The organism is Rubrivirga sp. S365, assembly GCF_032248475.1.
GTDB classification, from domain to species: domain Bacteria; phylum Bacteroidota; class Rhodothermia; order Rhodothermales; family Rubricoccaceae; genus Rubrivirga; species Rubrivirga litoralis.
In genome coordinates this window covers 2,252,776-2,271,390 of sequence record NZ_JAVTTN010000001.1, presented here as the reverse complement: position 1 = coordinate 2,271,390, position 18,615 = coordinate 2,252,776, and the positions used below count along the sequence as shown (strand labels likewise).

General features: G+C 73.6%; 13 protein-coding genes and 1 tRNA gene. 7 read left to right on the top strand and 7 right to left on the bottom strand.

What is annotated here, in order from left to right:
- The first annotated feature begins 46 nt into the window (after positions 1–46).
- The 6 genes from RQM47_RS09815 to RQM47_RS09790 all read left to right on the top strand — a co-directional run bounded on the left by RQM47_RS09815 (position 47) and on the right by RQM47_RS09790 (position 5,930).
- Complete coding sequence (locus tag RQM47_RS09815) at positions 47–187, top strand: hypothetical protein (RefSeq protein ID WP_311665458.1); 141 nt, start codon at positions 47–49, stop codon at positions 185–187.
- Positions 188–304: 117 nt separating this feature from the next.
- Positions 305–1,606 carry a bifunctional alpha/beta hydrolase/OsmC family protein gene (locus tag RQM47_RS09810; protein ID WP_314008744.1) on the top strand — a complete coding sequence of 434 codons (1,302 nt, stop codon included), beginning with the start codon at positions 305–307 and terminating at the stop codon, positions 1,604–1,606.
- A 49-nt stretch (positions 1,607–1,655) separates the two neighbouring features.
- Positions 1,656–3,005 carry an ergothioneine biosynthesis protein EgtB gene (gene egtB, locus RQM47_RS09805; RefSeq protein WP_314008741.1) on the top strand — a complete coding sequence of 450 codons (1,350 nt, stop codon included), beginning with the start codon at positions 1,656–1,658 and terminating at the stop codon, positions 3,003–3,005.
- A 94-nt stretch (positions 3,006–3,099) separates the two neighbouring features.
- Entirely contained in the window at positions 3,100–4,065 is a 966-nt protein-coding gene (gene egtD / locus RQM47_RS09800; RefSeq protein WP_314008738.1) for an L-histidine N(alpha)-methyltransferase, read from the top strand.
- 15 nt (positions 4,066–4,080) lie between these two features.
- Entirely contained in the window at positions 4,081–4,872 is a 792-nt protein-coding gene (gene ppgK / locus RQM47_RS09795) for a polyphosphate--glucose phosphotransferase (RefSeq protein WP_314008735.1), read from the top strand.
- 134 nt (positions 4,873–5,006) lie between these two features.
- Positions 5,007–5,930 (top strand): GntR family transcriptional regulator, encoded by a 924-nt coding sequence (locus RQM47_RS09790; RefSeq protein ID WP_311665469.1) that lies wholly within the window; start codon positions 5,007–5,009, stop codon positions 5,928–5,930.
- A 281-nt stretch (positions 5,931–6,211) separates the two neighbouring features.
- Here the strand turns inward: RQM47_RS09790 and RQM47_RS09785 are convergent, their stop codons facing one another.
- The 6 genes from RQM47_RS09785 to RQM47_RS09760 form a co-directional block, all read right to left on the bottom strand.
- Positions 6,212–8,755 (bottom strand): HDIG domain-containing metalloprotein, encoded by a 2,544-nt coding sequence (locus tag RQM47_RS09785; RefSeq protein WP_314008732.1) that lies wholly within the window; start codon positions 8,753–8,755, stop codon positions 6,212–6,214.
- 60 nt (positions 8,756–8,815) lie between these two features.
- Positions 8,816–10,423: a sodium:solute symporter gene (locus tag RQM47_RS09780; RefSeq protein WP_349256333.1), complete on the bottom strand. Its 1,608-nt coding sequence runs from the start codon at positions 10,421–10,423 to the stop codon at positions 8,816–8,818.
- 145 nt (positions 10,424–10,568) lie between these two features.
- Positions 10,569–12,752 (bottom strand): NAD-dependent DNA ligase LigA, encoded by a 2,184-nt coding sequence (gene ligA / locus RQM47_RS09775; protein ID WP_409945973.1) that lies wholly within the window; start codon positions 12,750–12,752, stop codon positions 10,569–10,571.
- Positions 12,753–12,836: 84 nt separating this feature from the next.
- Complete coding sequence (locus RQM47_RS09770) at positions 12,837–13,838, bottom strand: helix-turn-helix domain-containing protein (RefSeq protein ID WP_311665478.1); 1,002 nt, start codon at positions 13,836–13,838, stop codon at positions 12,837–12,839.
- Positions 13,839–13,938: 100 nt separating this feature from the next.
- Positions 13,939–14,012: transfer RNA gene (locus RQM47_RS09765), tRNA-Pro, on the bottom strand.
- Between the two features lie 54 nt (positions 14,013–14,066).
- On the bottom strand, positions 14,067–14,423 hold the full coding sequence (locus RQM47_RS09760; RefSeq protein WP_311665480.1) for a MerR family transcriptional regulator: 357 nt from the start codon (positions 14,421–14,423) through the stop codon (positions 14,067–14,069).
- Between the two features lie 84 nt (positions 14,424–14,507).
- Here RQM47_RS09760 and RQM47_RS09755 point away from each other — a divergent pair, with 84 nt between their 5' ends.
- Positions 14,508–15,410: a DMT family transporter gene (locus RQM47_RS09755; protein WP_311665482.1), complete on the top strand. Its 903-nt coding sequence runs from the start codon at positions 14,508–14,510 to the stop codon at positions 15,408–15,410.
- Between the two features lie 213 nt (positions 15,411–15,623).
- Here the strand turns inward: RQM47_RS09755 and topA are convergent, their stop codons facing one another.
- A complete protein-coding gene (gene topA, locus RQM47_RS09750; RefSeq protein ID WP_311665484.1) occupies positions 15,624–18,296 on the bottom strand; it encodes a type I DNA topoisomerase in 2,673 nt (890 codons plus the stop codon).
- Between the last annotated feature and the right edge of the window lie 319 nt (positions 18,297–18,615).

Sequence of the window (18,615 nt, the reverse complement as noted above, 5' to 3'; positions counted from 1 at the left end):
GGCGGCCTTAGACGCGCCCACCTGCTCCCGAGTCCCCATGCCCGACATGCCCCGCCCCCAAGACGCCTCCGCCGACGACCCCGTGACCGAGGTCGACCAGGAAGACGCCCCCACGCCCCAAGGCCGCGCCGACGACGACACCGACGTCCGCGACGACGACGGCGACACGGACATCAAGAAAGGTTGAAGGACGAGAGGGTCGAGCCGAAACACCCCGCCCCGCCCGCCGACGGTGAGGGCGGGGCGGTAGGACCGAGCGGACTCGCGGCGTCTACAGCCGCGTCCCTCCCCCACCCCGCCCCTCATGCCGCGCTCTGAACGACTGATGATCCCCCGCGAGGGCGGGGCGGCGCTCGCGGCCCGCCTCGACCTGCCGGACAGCGGCGAGCCCTCCGCCTACGCGCTCTTCGCGCACTGCTTTACCTGCTCCAAGGACCTCCACGCCGTCCGCCGCATCGGCTCGGCGCTCGCGGAGCGCGGCGTGGGCGTGCTGGCCGTCGACTTCACGGGCTTGGGACGGTCTGAGGGCGCCTTCGAGAACACGTCGTTTTCGACCACGGTCCAGGACCTCGTGGACGCCGCGGCCTTCCTGGAGGCCGAGCGGGGTGAGGGGCCGCAGCTCCTCGTCGGCCACTCGCTGGGCGGGGCGGCCGTGCTCGCGGCCGCCGAGCGCGTCCCGTCGTCGCGGGCCGTGGCGACGATCGCGGCGCCGTGCGACCCGGCCCACGTCCGCCGCCTGTTCGTGGACGCCGAGGACGAGATCACGACCCGGGGCGAGGCGAGGGTCGACATCGGCGGGCGGCCGTTCACGGTCCGCCGGGAGTTCCTGGACGACCTGGAGAGCCACGACGCCATGCACGACCGGATCGCGCGGCTCGACCGGGCGCTCCTCGTGTTCCACTCGCCCCAGGACCGGGCGGTCGGCGTCGAGCAGGCCCGCCACATTTTCCAGGCCGCGCGGCACCCCAAGAGCTTCGTCTCGCTCGACGGCGCCGACCACCTGCTGAGCGACGCGGGCGACGCCCGCTACGTCGCCGACGTCCTCGCCGCCTGGGCGGGGCGGTACCTCTGCCCGGCGCCCGACGCCACCCCGCCCGCCACGAGCGACGCCGCCGAGGGCGGGGCGGCCGGGGACGGAGCCGCCGGCGACGGGTTCGCCTACGCCGATCCTACGGTGCGCGTGCAGATCGGGAAGAGCGGGTTCCGCACCCAGATGTCGGCGCGCGGGTTCGGTGTCGCCGCCGACGAGCCGCGGTCGGTCGGCGGCACCGAGAGCGGCCCGACGCCGTACGACCTGCTCGGCATGGCCCTCGGCGCGTGCACCGCCATGACCGTGCGGATGTACGCCGACCGCAAGGGGCTCCCGCTCGACGCCGTCGAGGTCGACGTGGCGCACGCCAAGGTCCACGCCACCGACTGCCAAGCGTGCGAGACGGGCGGCGCCCGCCTCGACCGCCTGACGCGGACGCTCCGGTTCGAGGGCGACCTGGACGACGACGCCCGCGCCAAGCTGGCCGAGATCGCCGACAAGTGCCCCGTCCACCGGACGATCGAGGGCGGGGCGGACGTGGTGACGGAGCTCGCCCCGCCCGACGCCTTGTCCTGAACGCCGCCGACCCGCTCCGCGTAACCCCCTACCGCTCCCCCACCCCGCCATGCCCGCCGCCCCGCCCGCCGTTTCCACGTCCGTTTCCGAGCGGTTCGCCGCCGTCCGCGCCCAGACCGAGCGTCTGTGCGAGGGGCTCGTGACCGAGGACTACGTCGTCCAGTCGATGGCCGACGTGAGCCCGACCAAGTGGCACCTGGCCCACACGACGTGGTTCTGGGAGACCTTCGTGCTCACGCCCCACGCCGAAGGCTACGCGCTCTACGACGAGCGCTACCCGTTCCTGTTCAACAGCTACTACGTCCAGGCCGGCGAGCGCCACTGCCGTGCGCAGCGCGGCTACCTCTCGCGGCCCACGGTCGAGGAGGTCTTCGCCTACCGCCACCACGTGACCGACGCCATGCGCCGGTTCCTCGACGCGGGCGGGGCGGACTCCGACGCCGTCGCCGGCGTGATCGAGGTGGGGCTGAATCACGAGCAGCAGCACCAGGAGCTCATGGTGACCGACCTCAAGCACGTGTTCTCGGTCAACCCGCTCCGCCCCGCCCTCCGCGAGCGGCCGCTCGTGGGCGCCGAGAACCCGGGGCCGCTGGGCTGGCGGCCGTTCGAGGCCGGCCTCCACGAGATTGGCAAGGCGCTGGGCGGGGCGACGGCCGCCGAGCGGTTCCACTTCGACAACGAGGGGCCGCGCCACCGGGCCTTTGTCGAGGCGTTCGAGATCGGCGACCGCCTGGTGACGTGCGGCGAGTACGCCGAGTTTATCGCGGACGGCGGCTACGACACCGCCCCGCTCTGGCTGTCGCTGGGCTGGGCCGAGCGCGAGGCGCGCGGCTGGGACGAGCCGTTCTACTGGGAGCGCGACGAGGACGCGCCGCTCGGGTTCTCGCACTACACGCTGGCGGGGATGCGCCCGGTCGACCCGCACGAGCCGGTCACGCACCTGACCTACTTCGAGGCCGACGCCTACGCCCGCTGGGCCGGCGCGCGGCTGCCGTCCGAGGCCGAGTGGGAGGTCGCCGCACGGTCCGTCTGGGACGGCTCGGGCCTGGCCCCCGCCCCGCCCACGGCGTTCGTCGAGGGCGAGCGGTTCCACCCGAACGCGTCCGCCTCGCCGGCCGGCGGCGACGGCGCGCCGAGCGCCGGGGGCGGGGCGGGTCTGCGCCAGATGTTCGGGGAGGCGTGGCAGTGGACGCACAGCCAGTACAGCCCGTACCCGGGCTACCGGCCCGTCGAGGGCGCGCTGGGCGAGTACAACGGCAAGTTCATGGCCAACCAGTTCGTCCTGCGGGGCGGGTCGGTCGCCACGCCGCGCGCCCACATCCGCCCGACGTACCGGAACTTCTTCCCGCCCGAGGCGGCCTGGCAGTTTACCGGCCTCCGCCTGGCGCGGTCGGCCTAAAAAGAGGGGCGGGGCGGGGAGGAACGAGCCGACTCGCGCTCGGCCACCCCGCCCGCTCCTGCATGTCTCTCCCGTCCCCCATCCCTCCCCCCGAGTGCCCGACTCCGCCACCCCGCCCGCCGACGCCGGCGCGTCCTCCTTTCTCGCCGACGTCGTCCGCGGACTGAGCAGCCGACCGCGGACGCTCCCGGCCAAGTACTTCTACGACGAGCGCGGGTCGGAGCTGTTCGACGAGATCACGCGGCTCGACGCCTACTACCCGACGCGGACCGAGCGCGACATCCTCGAGACCCACGCCGACGACCTCGTCGACGCGATCGGCAAAAACTCGGCGCTCGTCGAGTACGGGTCGGGGTCGAGCGAGAAAACGCGGATCCTGCTCAGCGCCCTCCACGCGCGGCGGACGCTCGCGGCGTACGTCCCCATCGACATCTCCGAGGACTACCTGCTGGCGACGGCCGAGCGCCTCCGGGCGGCCTACCCCGGGCTCCCCGTGCTGCCCGTCGCCGCCGACTACACGCGGCCGTTCCGCCTCCCCGCCCTCCCGCCCGAGACGGCTCGGCGCGTCGTCTTTTTCCCGGGCTCGACGATCGGCAACTTCACGCCCGACGAGGCCGAGGAGTTTTTCCGCCACGCGAAGGACGTGGCCGGGCGGGGCGGGGCGATCCTGCTCGGGGTGGACCAGAAAAAGGACCCGGCCGTGCTCGAAGCCGCCTACGACGACCCCGAGGGCGTGACGGCCGCGTTCAACCTCAACCTGCTGCAGCGCCTCAACCGCGAGTTCGGCGCCGACGCCGACCCGGACGCCTGGGCGCACGAGGCGCGGTGGAACGAGGCCGAGGGGCGCATCGAGATGCACCTGCGGAGCACCCGGGACCAGACGCTCCACGTCGGGGACCGCGCGTTTAGCTTTCGGGACGGCGAGACGATCCACACCGAGAACTCCTACAAGTACGGCCCCGACGGGCTCGCCGCCGTCGCCGCTCGCGCCGGCCTCCGCCGCGACTCTCGGTGGACCGACCCGCGCGGGTGGTTTGCCGTCGAGCTCTACACGCCGTAGCCGCCCCGCCCCTCCATGTCGAAGAAGAAAAAGTCGAAGGCCCCCAAGAAGCTGCTCGGCATCGACATCGGCGGATCGGGGATCAAGGGCGCCCCGGTCCACGCGAAAAAGGGCGAGCTGCTGACCGAGCGTCACCGGATCCCGACGCCGCAGCCGGCCACGCCCGAGGCGTGCGCCGAGACGGTCCAGGCCGTCATGGACTTCCACGAGTGGACAAAGCCGGTCGGCCTCACGGTCCCCGGCCGCGTCGTGGGCGGGGTGGTCGAGACGGCGGCCAACATCGACGACAGCTGGAAGGGCGTCGACGCCGAAAAGCTGTTCCGCAAGACGCTCGGCGTGCCCGTGACCGTCCTCAACGACGCCGACGCGGCGGGCATCGCCGAGGTCCAGTTCGGGGCGGGGCGGGGCGCCGAGGGCACGGTGCTGCTGCTCACGTTCGGGACCGGCATCGGGAGCGCCCTGTTCACGAACGGGCACCTCGTCCGCAACACCGAGCTCGGCCACGTCCACTACGACAAGCGTGAGGCCGAGCACTTTGCCGCCGACTCGGCGCGGTCGCGGGACCACCTCTCGTGGGAGCGGTGGGCGAAAAAGCGCGTGCAGCCGGTGCTCGAGATGTACGAGTTCCTCTTCGCCCCCGACCTCCTCATCATCGGGGGCGGGGTGAGCAAGCCGGCCAAGTGGAAAACGTTCGGGTCGCTCCTCAAGACGAAGGCCAAGATCGTCCCGGCCGCGCTGGGCAACGAGGCCGGCATCGTCGGCGCCGCCTACGCGGCCCGCCGCAGCCTCCAGGGGAAGGAGCTGTAGGGGAGGGATGAACGAGGGATCAGGGATAGAGGGATGAGGGGGTGCGGGGCCGCCCCGCCCGCGTCGCCCCCCCGCGCAGCGCCCTCTGCGCATCCCTTCATGCCCGATCCCTCCGTGCCTCCTCCGCCCCGCCCGTGATCGAGCTCGACCGCAATGCCCCGCTCCCGCTCGCCGACCAACTCGTCGAGGCCGTCCGCTACGAGATCGGGGCGGGGCGGTACCGGCCGGGCGTGCGGCTGCCGTCGACGCGAGCGCTGGCCGACCAGGTCGGGATCTCGTTCCACACGGTTCGCAAGGCGTACCAGCGGCTGGCCGAGGAGGGGCTCGTCGACGTCCGCCGCGGCGGCGGCTACGTGGTCGTCGAGCGCCAGGCGCTCTCGCGGTCGGAGCGGCTGGAGCGCGGGGCCGGCGTGGTCGAGGAGGCTCTCCACAAGCTCGTCGGCCTGGGCCTCAGCGACGACGAGGTGGACTACGTGGTCGAGGAGGGGCTCCAGTTTTTCGAGCGGCCCGGCGCCGCGCGGACGCTCCTGTTCGCGGCCGCCTACCGCGAGTTGGCCGAGAGCGGGGCGGAGCAGGCGGGCGCCGCCCTCCAGGAGCGCGTGGGCGCCGCGCTCCTGTCCGACGTGGGCGAGGCGGAGGCCCTCGACGGCCTCGTCGTCCCGCTCCCCGACCTCCGCGCGGCCCGGCGCGCGCGGCCCGAGGCCGAGATCGTGGGCGCCGTCGTGACCTACCCGCTCGACGTCCTCGAACGCGTGGCCCGCCTCATGGCGCCCGAGGCGCTCGGCCTCGTCACGCGCGGGGCCGACGCCGTCGCCCCGCTCTCCGACGAGCTCCGCGCGCGGACCGGGTTCGCCGGCGACGTCCTCGGCCTGCCCGTCGACGCCGACCGTCGCCAGGTCGAGGCCGTCGTGCGCGGCGCCAGCCTCGTCCTGTACACGCCGCAGGCCCGGCGCCGCGTGCGCCCGGTCTTGCAGCACCACGAGACGCCGTCGGCCGAGATCGCCCCGCGGATCGCGCCGGAGTCGCTGGCCCGCATCCGCGACGTGCTGGGCGTGTAGGGCAGGCAGCGGGAGATCACCGCCCCGCCCACGCCGAGGGCGGGGTGGCCGCCGTAGCGGCGTTGCATGCAACGCCGTCGAGCAACGCCGTCGGGCCGCGGCGCCCGGGCGGGCGTAACGGGCGGGGCGGTGCCGTAGGGACACCACGCGTGGTGTCCGCATTCTGGACGGGCGGGGCGGCACACGCGACCGCCCCGCCCGCCCCGGGTCGTGTTCTACGCATGCTGGGGGCGGGGTGGCTGCGCGACCGCCCCGCCCGTTCCCGTACGCCGCGGGCGCTCCTACCCCAGCGTCGAGCGCTCCTCGCTCGTCGGCCGCTCGCCGTCGAACTCCTCGTCCGGGCCGTCGTAGGGCGCCTCCACGCTCCCCGAAGCCGGTTCCTCGACCGGCTTGACGTCGGCGGCCTCCGCCTCAGGCGCCGCGCCGTCGCCGCTCGCCGCCCCGACCTCGGGCTCCTCGGCCTGGTCGGGGTACTTCACGCGGAAGTGGTAGATGCCGCAGAGGAGCTGGTGGAACGTGCCCTTGATCCGGCGGAGGTCCGAGAACGTCAGCGACGACTCGTCGAGCTGCCCATCGGCCACGCGCGCGGCCACGATCCCGTCGATGAGCGACTCGAGCCGGCGCGGCGTCGGCTTCTCGAGGCTCCGCGAGGCGGCCTCGACCGAGTCCGCGAGCATGACGATGGCCTGCTCGTTCGTCCGCGGGCGCGGGCCGGGGTAGCGGTAGTCCGACTCGTCGATGGAATCGGGGTCCTCGGCCTGCTCCTGGGCGCGGCGGTAGAAGAACTCGATGAGGCCCGTCCCGTGGTGGCTCGCGATAAAGTCGATGACGACCGTCGGCAGCCGCTGCTCGCGCCCCAGCTGGACGCCCTCCTTGACGTGGGCCGCGATCACGAGCGCCGACATCGACGGCTTGATCCGCTCGTGCGGGTTCTCGCCCGGCTGCTGGTTCTCGATAAAGTACTCGGGCTTGATCATCTTCCCGATGTCGTGGTAGAGCGCGCCGACGCGCGTGCGCAGCGCGTTCGCGCCCACAGCGTCGGCCGCGGCCTCAGCCAGGTTGGCCACCTGGAGCGAGTGGTTGAACGTGCCCGGCGCCTTGAGCGAGAGCTCTTTGAGGAGCGTCCGGTTCGTGTCCGAGAGCTCGAGGAGGGCCATGTCGGTCGTCACGCCGAACCCCTTCTCGATGAGCCACAGGAGCGGCCCCGCGAACAGGATGAGCCCCGCGTTGATGGCGACCGCTACGAGCTCCGCCGTGAACCGGGCCGTCCACACGTCGACGCGGAGCAGGGCGTAGCCGGTGAGGACGATCGCGTAGGCGGTGAGCACGAGGGCGGCCGAGACCAGGAGCTGGCTCCGGTTTTTCACGTCGCGGACCGAGAACACGGCCAGCACGCCCACGATGAGCGTCGCGAACGCGAACGGGAAGTCGTACCCGAAGACCAACCCGCCCAGCGCCGCCATCGTCATGGTCGCGAAGCTCCCGACGCGGCTGTCGAACACGATCGTGAGCAGGATCGACGCCAGCGCGACCGGGACCACAAGCGGGGCCGCCCCGCCGAACGCCCCGGCCATGAGGTAGCCCGTGAGCACCATCCCGAGGATCAGGCACACGAGGACCAGGCGCCGCGTGTCGTAGAAGATGCCCGGCCGGAGGAGGTAGACGTAGAGGAAGAACAGGACGAGGGCCGAGAGGATCAGGAGCAGCCGGCCCACGACGGCCCGCGCCCACGACGTCTCCCCGCTCCGCTCGCGCTGCGCGAGGTCGAGCGACCGGAGCTGCTCGTAGCGCTCCGGCGTCACCTCGTCGCCGCGGCGGACGACGACCTGGTCCTGGCGCACGCGGCCGCGCGTCGGGAGCACGGCGTCGATCGTCGCCTGCCGCGCCCGGGCCGTCGCGTCGGCGTCGTAGAGCAGCGAGGGCTCGAACGCCGACCGGAACAGGGCGGCCCCGATCCCGACCGTGTCGGGCCGGGACGGGAACGCGGCCTGGAGCGAGCGCCGGGCGAGCGCGACGGCCTCGCCCACGCCGACCACGGTCTCGCGCGGCCGCTCCTCCTGGCTCCGCACGAGGGGGTCCAGGTTGCGGACGAGGAGCGTCGGGGCGCGGACGGAGTCGATGGGGACGTCGAGGACGCCCCGGGCCAGCACCTCGCGCGCGATCCGCGCGGCCTCGCCCAGGAGCCGGTCGTCCAGCGTGGGCGGGGAGGCCCGCCCCGACGCGACGCCGTAGGCCGACGTTAGGAGCCGGTTCCACTGCGCGTCCGAGAGCGACAGGCGGATGTCGTCGCGGAGCGCGGCGTAGCGGACCGAGTCGGCCCGGACCGCCGCCCGCTCGGCGGCCCGCTCGGGGTCCCGGCCGGCGGCCTGCCCATCGGCCTGGAGCCGCTCCCGCCCCGCCCGCCATCCGGCGTAGGCCACGAACGCCGAGTCCAGGCGGGCGTCGACCGAGTCCAGCCGGGCCAGCGTCTGCGCGAGCGCGCCGGGCGCCTCGTTGAAGATGGGCGGCTCGGACTGGAGGACCGAGTCGCGCCGCCCGCGGAGCTCGTCCTCGGGGAGCCGGATGGGGAAGTCGAACGGGGCCACGACGTCCTCGGCCGTCCACACGTCGCCGACGCGGGCGGTCCCATCGTAGACCGAGACGTTCGGGAACGCCAGCATGGCGATCGCCGCGAGCGCCGCCAGGAGCCCCACGCGCTCCAGCACGACGCGGCGCGTCGTCTCGGGGCGCCCGTCGTCGGGCGAGCGGCTGTCCGAGCGGAGCCCGGCGCGGCGCGAGTAGCGGCCGGACTTGGGCGCGAGCCCGATGCGTTCGAGGAAGGCCATGCAGCGTGTGAGCCGGGAGGGCCGGCCCGGAGCCGGCGAGGGCGGGTTGGACGCGGCGGGCTAGGAACGGCTCCCGCCCCACCCCGCCCCGCCCGCCGACCGGGGCGGGGCGGCGTCCGCCCGGGGCGGGGCGGAGTCCGAGCCGGCGGGGTGGCGCAGCGACAGGAGCCCGCCGACGACGAGCGACACCGCGACGCCGACGAGCGGGTACAACGGCCACGCGACGGCGCTCAGCGCCCCGGCCTCCCTGTCCTCGGCCGACGGCCGCCACGCCCACACCCACGCCTCGGCCGCCCCGCTCCACCACACGCCGAAGATGACGGCCGTGAGCGCGGCGATGGTCACGGCAAAGGCGACGAGCGCGTCGGCCTGGCGGGCGCGGCGGACGAGGAGGCCGAGCGCGAACGCGCCGAGCAGGCCGCCGTACGTGAACCCGGCGATCCCCAGCCCCAGCTCGACGACCGGGTTGTCGAGCCCGGTAAAGAGCGTGGCGAACCCGACGAACACGGCCGCCCAGACGAGCGTGAGCACGCGGCTCAGCCGGAGCGCCGCGGCCTCGTCCGGCCGCCGGCCGCCCAGGCGCTCGACGAGGTCCATGAGCGTCGAGCCGGCGAGCGCGTTGAGCGACGACGACAGCGTGCTCATGGCCGCCGCGATGATGCCGGCAAAGAGGAGCCCGCGGAGCCCGGCGGGCATCTCGTTCAGGATGAAGAGGGGGAACAGTTCGTCGCCCCGCCCCAGGCCCAGCTCGGCGAGCGGGGCGGCGCCGTAGAAGGCCCACAGCCCGACGCCGACGCCGAGGAACAGGGCGAACTGGAGGGCGACCACGACGCCGCTCCACACCATCGCCCGGCGCCCCTCAGCCAGCGTCCGGCACGCGAGGATGCGCTGGACGATGAGCTGGTCGGTCCCGTGCGAGGCCATCGCGAAAAAGGCCCCGCCGATCACGGCGACCGGAAACGCGTAGGGCTGCGTCAGCACCTCGCTCAGCCCGCCCGTGCCCCAATCGACGACGGTCAGCTTGCCGGCCGCGAGCGCCTCGGGGAGCGCGGCCGCGAGCGCGGGCCACAGGAGCACGAGCGCCAGGACCGCCCCGCCCACGTAGATCCCCATCTGCACCACGTCCATCCAGACGACCGCCTTGAGCCCGCCGACGTAGGTGTAGGCCGCCGTCACGACGCCGATCGCGAGGATCACGGCCGGGTAGCCGACGTCGAGCCCGGCCGCGCGCGCTATGACCTGGATCGGGATGGCCGTCGCGAACAGGCGGACGCCGTCGGCCAGGAGCCGCGTGACGAGGAACGTAACCGACGCTACGGCCCGCGTCGTGTCGCCAAAGCGGTCGCCGAGGAAGGCGTAGGCCGTCTGGAGTTCGCCCCGGAAGTAGCGCGGCAGCAAGACCGAGGCCACGACCACGCGCCCGATGAGGTAGCCGATGGCGAGCTGGAGGAACGTGAACGACCCGAAGTAGGCCACGACCGGCACGCCGATCACCGTCAGCGTGCTGGTCTCGGTCGCGACGACCGAGAAGCAGACGGCCCACCACGGCAGGTCGCGGCCGCCCAAAAAGTAGTCCTGCGTCGTCCGCTGCCGACCGCCGGCCCGGAGCCCAAAGGCGATCACGCCCACGCCATACACCACGAGAACGACGACGTCGAGGGCGGTCAGCACGGGGCGCGGAGGGCGGGGTGGCGGGCGAGCGGGGCGGGGCCATAGTAGATCCGCCCCGCCCGCCGTGTGGCTCGATCTGGCCGGCCGCGACCGCCCCGCCCGGGGACCCGCCGGCGGCGAGCGGCACGGGCGGGGCGGCCCGTCACGCGGCCCCGAACAGGTCGCCCTGCTCCTCCCCCGCCCCGCCCTCGTCATCGGGCGGGGCGGCGGCGGCGGCGTCGTCTGCGGGCGCTTCCTCCGCGTCGGGCGGGGCGGGGAGCACGTCGGCGAGGGTGGCCGTGCCGTCGAGGAGCGCGAGGAGCGTGGGCTCGCCGACCGTCGGGACGCCCAGTTCCTCGGCCTTGGCGAGCTTGGAGCCGGCCGCCTCGCCGGCGACCACGAGGCCGGTCTTTTTCGAGACGCTCCCGGTCACCTTGCCGCCGGCCGCCTCGATCTGGACCTTGGCCTCGGGCCGCGTGAGCGTCGGGAGCGTCCCGGTCAGCACGACGGTCACGCCCGCGAGCGGGGCGGCCTCGTCGGGCGGGGTGGCGACGGGCTCGTCGGGGAGCCGCTCCAGGTTCACGCCCCGCTCGCGGAGCCGCTCGACGGCCCGCCGGTTTTCGTCGTCCGAGAACCACGCGACCACGCTCTCGGCCACGACCGGGCCGACGCCGTCGATGGCCTCCAGCTCCTCGCCCGTCGCCGCGGCGAGCGCGTCGAGCGACGCGTGGTGGGCGACGAGGTCGCGGGCCACGGTCTCGCCCACGTGGCGGATGCCGAGCCCGAACAGGAGCCGCGCGAGCGGCCGGTGCCGCGCGGCCTCGATGCCGGTCAGCAGGTTCTGGACCTTCTTCTCCTTGAACCCCTCGAGCGGCATGAGGTCCTCGGCCGTGAGGGCGTAGAGGTCGGGGAGGTCTCCGACGAGCCCGGTCTCGACGAGGAGCACGGCGATCTTCTTGCCCAGCCCGTCGACGTCGAGCGCGTTCCGGCTCGCAAAGTGCTCGACGGCGCGCGTGAGCTGGGCCGGACAGCCGCCCGAGACGTGGCGGAGGTCGACCTCGCCCTCGGCGCGCTCGACGGGCTCGCCGCACGCGGGGCACGTCGTGGGCGGGGCGTACGGCTCCTCGGTCCCGTCGCGGGCCTCGACCACCGGCCCGACGACGGCCGGGATCACGTCGCCCGCCCGCTTGACGACCACGAGGTCGCCCCGGCGGACGTCGCGGGACGTGATGTAGTCGGCGTTGTGGAGCGTGGCCTTGGAGACCGTCACCCCGCCCACGTCGACCGGGTCGAGGATCGCCAGCGGCTTGATGACGCCGGTCCGCCCCACGTTGTGCTCGATGTCCAGGAGCCGCGTCGTCGCCTCGCGGGCGGGGAACTTGAAGGCGACGGCCCAGCGCGGCGCCGTCGCCACCTGACCCAGGACGCCCTGGTAGTCCAGTCGGTCGACCTTGACCACGACCCCGTCGATCTCGTAGTCGAGCGAGTCGCGCCGCCCCGCCCACGCCTGGCAAAACTGGACGGCGGCCTCGACGTCGTCGAACACGGCCCGCTCGGGGCTCACCGGCACGCCCCACGAGGCCACGGCGTCGAGCACGGCGGAGTGACGGGCGGGGAGGTCGCCCTCGGCCGGGCCGACGCCGTAGGCCCAGAAGTCGAGGCCGCGGCCCGCCGTCACGGTCGGGTCGAGCTGGCGGAGGCTGCCGACGGCCCCGTTGCGCGGGTTCGCGAGCGGCTTCTCGCCGGCCTCGGCCAGCCGCTCGTTGAGGGCCTCGAACGTCGACCGCCGCATGTACGCCTCGCCGCGGACCTCGACGCGCGCCGGCGGCGTGTCGGCGAGGCGGAGCGGAAGCGCGCGGACCGTCCGCACGTTGGGCGTCACGTCCTCGCCCACGCGGCCGTTGCCGCGCGTGGCGGCGCGCACGAGCACGCCGTCCTCGTAGGTCAGCGCGAGCGCGAGCCCGTCGATCTTGAGCTCGGCCGCGAGCGCCGGCCGCTCGCCCTCGTCGAGCACGCCGTCGAGCCCCTTCAGCACGCGCTCGTACCACGCCCGGAGGTCGTCGGCGTCGAACGCGTTGCCGAGCGAGAGGAGCGGGACCGGGTGGCGGACCTTCTCGAAGCGGTCGAGCGGCGCCCCGCCCACGCGGTGCGTCGGCGAGTCGGGCGTGCGGAGGGCGGGGTGGGCCGCCTCCAGGTCGCGGAGCGCCCCGAACAGCCGGTCGTACTGGGTGTCGCCGACGAGGCTCTGGCCGTCGGTGTAGTAGGCCCGCGCGAGGCCGCGGACGACCGGCCGGAGCTCGGCGGCGAGCGCCGCGGCGGCCTCCTCGGTCGCGGGCGGGGGCGAGATCCGGTCGAGCAGCCCGAGGGCGGCGCGGGCAACGTCCACGTCTACGTCTGGGGTCGGGGGGCGGGGCGGCCGCCCCGCCCGGGGCTAACGGGCGGCGAGGGAGTCGAGGACGCGCTGCCCGGTCTCGCGCGTGATCCGCAGCGGGGCCTCGGACGCGGGCGTGAAGCGCTGGCCCTGGAACACGTAGGTCGCCTCGCCGGGGACGAACGTGTCCTGGCCCCACAAGACGAGAGCGGAGTCGGCCGAAAACGCCTGGGAGTCGCCGAGGTTGATCCAGTGGGGCTGGCGCTCGGCGGCGTCCTCGGTCACGCGGAACGACTGGAGCCCGTTGCCGCCGGTCGCCTCGACCGTCACCTCGATGGGGAGCTGGAGCTGCGGGCCGCCCGTCGCGGCGCCGGCCCCCACCCCGCTCGTGTCGATGACGGCCTCGGCGCCGTCGCCGATGGCGACCGTGTCGGGGACGTCGGCCTCGGGCTCGTCGTCGCCGGCGAAGACGAGGAAGTAGAGGGCCGCCGCGAGCACGGCCACGACGACGGCGAACAGGCCGAGGATGACGCCCCAGTTCTTGTCGAACGACCGCTTGGTCGACACCTCAGCCCGCGAGACGCGCGACGAGGGCGCCGGGCGCTCGGGCTCCGGCTCCCGCCGCACCGTCGGGTCCGGCGCCGACGCGAGCGCCTCGACGGCCGGGGCCGGCGCGCCCGTGCGGCCCGCGGCCTCCTGGCGCTCGGGCGGGGGCGCCGCGCGGCGGACCGCCCCGCCCTCGCCGGCTTCCGCGCCGCGCCCCGAGCGGGGCGGGGCGGCCGAGCCGTTCGGGTGGAGGGCGCCGCCGTACGCGCCGGCCTCCTGCTGGCGTCGGGCCTCCAGGACATCGGCCGCCGGGACGCCGACGGCCTTGGCGTACGACCGCAAAAAGGCCTTGAGGTAGACGTCGTTGTACGTCGGGTCGCCGACGAGGCCGCCCTCCTCGAACCGCTTCAGGACGTCGACGGGGATCCGCGTCTGCTGCTGGATCTCGTCGAGGGAGAGGCCGCGCGCCTCGCGGACGGCACGGAGGTCGGCTTCGAAAGAGGATCCGGCGGGCACGGGCGGGGAGGCAGTCTGGGGGGAGTCCAAGGTACCCACGCCCGGGGCACGGCCCGGACGACAAAACGCCGCCCGGCGCAGGGCCGGACGGCGTCTCGTGTCGGGTAGGCGGGATTTGAACCCACGACCCCCAAGCCCCCAGCTTGGTGCGCTACCTGGCTGCGCCACTACCCGAAAACGTCCCGCGCCAGCGTGGCCGGCGGCGGGGTGCGGAAACTAGGGGCCGGCTCAGAGCCTCCGCAACACGTCCGACAAAAACGCACGGAGCTCCAGGAGCGTCTCGCGCGGGAGCCCGGGGCCGCCCGCCGCCCCGCCCCCAGCGGCTGGCACGGCGGCCGCGGGAGCGTCGCCACGTTCGAGCGCCTGCTGCGCGCCCTCCAGCGTGTACTTCTCCTCGCGGACGAGGTGCTGGATGCGGCGGACGGTCTCGACGTCGCGCTCGGTGTAGGTCCGGTTGCCGGCCCGGTTCTTCTTCGGCTGGAGCGCGTCGAACTTGGACTCCCAGAACCGGAGGACGTGGGGCTCGAGCTCGGTCATCTCGCTGACCTCGCGGATCGAGTAGTAGAGCTTGCGGATCCCGGACATGGGGCGCGGGCGGGGCGGTGAGGAACGCGTGCGGACGGGACGGCCAGCCGGCGGGGGCGGGGCGGCGGGCTACGTTTCGCCGCCATGACGACGACCACGACCCGCCCCCCCATCGCCCGCGAGGTCGGCCTGCTGGCCGTCGTGCTGATCTGGGGCGTCAACTTCGCGGTGATTAAAGTACCACTCGAAGTGCTTCCGCCCTTCGTGGTCAACCTCGCGCGGTTCGCGGTCTCGCTGAGCGTCCTGGGCGCGCTCCACGTGCGCCAGGCGCGCCGGCGCGGCCTCCCGATCACGTCCACGTTCCGCGTCGGCCACTGGGAGGTCGTGGGGCTGGGCCTGCTCGGCATCCTGATCTACCAGGCCGGGTTCATCGTCGGCGTGGACCGGGTGACGGCGGGGATGGGCGCGCTCCTCATCGGGGCGAGCCCGCTGTGGACGGCCGTCTCGGCGCACGCCCTGGGCGTCGAGCGGCTCGGCCTGCTGGGGTGGGCGGGGACGGCCGTCTCGCTCGTCGGCGTGGTCCTCGTCGTCGTCGGCCGCCCGGGCGAGCTGGGAGGCGACGCGGTCGGCGTCGCGCTCATGCTGGGCGCCTCGGTCGCGTGGGGCGTCTATACGACGCTCGCGCGGCCGCTCCTCGACCGCGGCGCGTCGGCGCTCGGGCTCACGTTCTGGGGCATCGTCGTGTCGCTGCCCGGCCTCGTCGCCCTCGCCCTCCCCGACCTCCTGGCCGCCGACTGGGGGGCGACGGACGCGTGGGACTGGCTCGCCATCCTGTACTCGGGCGGCCTCTCGACGGGCGTCGCCTACGGGATCTGGAACGCGTCGGTCCAGGCCGTCGGCCCGTCGCGGACGGCGGCGTTCTCGAACCTCGTCCCGTTCGTCGGCATCGCGGCCGGCGCCGTCCTGCTGGGCGAGCCCGTGCAGGCGCTCCAGATCGCGGGCGGGGTGGCGATCGTGGCGGGCGTGCTGATCGTGCGGCGGTCGTAGGCCGCAGCGAGCAGCGAGCAGCGAGCAGCGAGCAGCGAGCAGAAAGTTCGGCCGCCCCGCCCCAGCGTGCGGGCGGGGTGGTCGCCGTAGGGTTGACCGGCGGTCGCCCGACGAGCGGTTCGATCGCCGCCCCGCCCGCACGTCGCGGGGGCGGGGCTGCTTGGCCGAGGTCACCACCCCGCCCGTGCCGCCCGCGTTTTGCGGGCGGGGTGGTCAGGACGCCTTTTTTCGGGGCGCCGCCTTGGCGGCCGGCTTCTTAGCCGCGGTCTTTTTGGCGGGCGCCTTCTTTTTCGCGGCCGTCGTCTTTTTGGCCGCGGGCTTCTTCTTCGCCGGCGCCTTCTTCTTGGCCGCAGGCTTCTTCTTCCCCTTCTTGGCCGCCTTCGCGTCGATCAGCTCGACGGCCTGTTCGAGCGTGATTTCGTCCTTGTCGACGCCCTTCGGAATCGTCGCGTTCGTCTTCTCGTGCTTGACGTACGGCCCGTAGCGGCCCTCGAACACGTCGATCGCCTTGTCCGTCTCCGGGTGGGTGCCGAGCGTGCGGAGCGGGGCGTTCTTGCGCGCCTTCTCCGCGATGAGCTCCAGCGCGCGATCGAGTTCGACCGTCAGCACGTTGTCACCGTCGGCCGGCTTGAGGCTGGCGTACGTCCGCTCGTGCTGGACGTACGGCCCGTAGCGGCCGATGTTGGCGAGGATCGGCTTGCCCGTCTCCGGGTGCTCGCCGAGCGTCCGCGGCAGGCCGATCAGGGCGACGGCGAGGTCGAGGTCGACGTCGGCCGGCTGCGTGCCCTTGGGGAGCGACGTGCGCTTGGGCTTTTTCTCATCGTCGTCGCCCAACTGGACGTACGGCCCGTACGGCCCCGACTTGAGCAGGATGGGCTGCCCGGCCTCGGGGTGGATGCCGACCACGCGCTCGTCCTCGTTCGCGTCGATAAAGGCGGCGAGGTCGGCCTCCAGCACGTCGGCGGGTGCGGCCTCGGGCGGGATGGAGGCGGTCTCGCCGCCCGGCGCGGCCACGTACGGTCCGTAGCGCCCGACGCGGACCTCGTAGTCGCCCCACTTGGCGTGGCGCATGGTCGAGATCTCGCGCGGGTCGATCGTCTCGACGCCGGCCTCGACCTTCTTTTCTAGGCCCTCCGGCCCGTTGAAGAACCGCTCCAGGTACGGCCGCCGCTCCTGGTCGCCGGCCGCGATCTCGTCGAGCTCTTCCTCCATCCGCGCCGTGAACTGCGTGTCGACGAGCCGGTCGAAGTTTTTGGCGAGCAGGTTCGTCGTCGCCATGCCCGTGAAGGTCGGCACGAGCTGGTTCCCGTTGCGGAGCGCGTAGCCGCGCCGGACGATCGTGTCGATGATGGAGGCGTAGGTCGAGGGCCGCCCGACGCCCGCTTTCTCCAGGGCCTGGACCAACGAGGCGTCGGTGTAGCGCGACGGGGGCTTGGTCTCGTGGCCCTGCGCCTCGACGTCTTTGCAGTCGGGCGTGTCGCCTTCGGCGAGGGCGGGGAGCGGGTTGTCGCGGTCGTCGAGCGCCGCGCTCGGGTCGTCCCGGCCCTCGACGTAGGCCCGGAAGAAGCCGGCGAACTCGACCACCTGCCCGCTGGACCGGAACGTGCTCTCGTCGTCCGTGCCCTCGGCGGCCAGGATCGTGGCCCGCGTGCGGAGCAGCCGGGCCTCGGCCATCTGGCTGGCGACGGTCCGCTTCCAGATGAGGTCGTAGAGCTTCGCCTCGTCGCCCGAGAGCCCGAGCTCCTTGCGCGTCCGCATCTGGGTGCCGGCGGGGCGGATGGCCTCGTGGGCCTCCTGCGCGTTGCGGACCTTGCCCGAGTACTGGCGCGGCTTCGGGCTCAGGTACTCGTCGCCGTAGCGGTCGCGGACCGCCTTGCGCGCCGCGTCGATGGCCTCGGACGACAAGATGGGCGAGTCGGTCCGCATGTAGGTGATGTGGCCCTGCTCGTAGAGCTTCTGGGCCGTCTGCATCGTGCGGCGGGCGCTCATCCCGATCTTCCGGTTCGCCTCCTGCTGGAGCGTCGACGTGATGAACGGGGCCGCGGGCGAGCGGCGGGCCTTTTTCTGCTGGACCTCGGCGACGCGCCACCCCGCCCCCTTGAGGCGGCCGGCGAGCGTGCTCGCCTGGTCCTCCCCCATCACGAGCGCGTCGCTCTTGCCGAGCAGCTTGCCCGTCTTCTCGTCAAAGTCCTTGCCCGTGGCGAGGCGGCGGTCGCCGTAGTGCGTCATCTTGGCCCCGAACGCCGTCCCCTTCTGGACGAGCGTGGCGGCGAGGTCGAAGTACGACGCGCTCACAAAGTCGAGCCGCTCCCACTCACGCTCGACGAGCACGCGGACGGCGACCGACTGAACGCGTCCGGCCGAGAGCTTGGGCGCGATCTTTTTCCACAGCACCGGCGAGACCGAGTAGCCCACGAGCCGGTCGAGCACGCGCCGGGCCTCCTGGGCGTCGACGAGCCGGGTGTCGAGCTCGCGCGTCTGGTCGAGCGCCTTGAGGATGGCGTCCTTGGTGATCTCGTGGAACACCATCCGCTTGACGGGCACCTTGGGGGCGAGCACCTGGAGCAGGTGCCACCCGATCGACTCGCCCTCGCGGTCCTCGTCCGTCGCGAGGTAGAGCTCGTCGGCGTCTTTGAGCGCCGCCTTCAGCTCCTTGACCACCTTCTTCTTGTCGGCCGGGACCACGTAGAGCGGCTCGAACCCCTCGGCCACGTTGACGCCCAGCCGCGCCCACTTCTCCTTTTTGACCTTGGCCGGGATCTCGGCGGCCGACGACGGCAGGTCGCGGACGTGGCCCATCGAGGCCTCGACTTGGTAGCCGGGCGGCAAGAACTTGCGGATGGTCCGGGCCTTCGTGGGGGACTCGACGACGACGAGGCGCTTCATGGTGCGGGCGGTGTGGGTCTTGCGCGGCCGGGCAAGCTAGCGGCTAGGGGTGCCGGCCCTCCGGCATACCCTGCGATACCGCCGCCCCGCCCCGCCGTTCCGCCTTCGCGGGGAGTGCGCGGGCGGGGCGGCGGAGGGTTCAGTAGGATAGAGTAGCGACGGCGGATCTCGTCGGCGGTGAGGGAGCGGATCATTGGCGGAGGGGCGGGGTGGCCCAAGATAGGAACCCACCTGTTCGTCTAGGTTTTAGTCCCGCGATCGGTCCACTCCCCCCACCGCGGGTGCTCGGGCGGGGTGGGACCCGGGTGAAGACAGCGCC

Bases quoted from the DNA above. Each gene is read 5' to 3' on its own strand.
- topA (WP_311665484.1), bottom strand. From the start codon at position 18,296: ATGAAGCGCCTCGTCGTCGTCGAGTCCCCCACGAAGGCCCGGACCATC.
- RQM47_RS09785 (WP_314008732.1), bottom strand. From the start codon at position 8,755: ATGGCCTTCCTCGAACGCATCGGGCTCGCGCCCAAGTCCGGCCGCTAC.
- RQM47_RS09810 (WP_314008744.1), top strand. From the start codon at position 305: ATGCCGCGCTCTGAACGACTGATGATCCCCCGCGAGGGCGGGGCGGCG.
- RQM47_RS09755 (WP_311665482.1), top strand. From the start codon at position 14,508: ATGACGACGACCACGACCCGCCCCCCCATCGCCCGCGAGGTCGGCCTG.
- RQM47_RS09760 (WP_311665480.1), bottom strand. From the start codon at position 14,423: ATGTCCGGGATCCGCAAGCTCTACTACTCGATCCGCGAGGTCAGCGAG.
- RQM47_RS09815 (WP_311665458.1), top strand. From the start codon at position 47: ATGCCCCGCCCCCAAGACGCCTCCGCCGACGACCCCGTGACCGAGGTC.
- egtB (WP_314008741.1), top strand. From the start codon at position 1,656: ATGCCCGCCGCCCCGCCCGCCGTTTCCACGTCCGTTTCCGAGCGGTTC.
- ppgK (WP_314008735.1), top strand. From the start codon at position 4,081: ATGTCGAAGAAGAAAAAGTCGAAGGCCCCCAAGAAGCTGCTCGGCATC.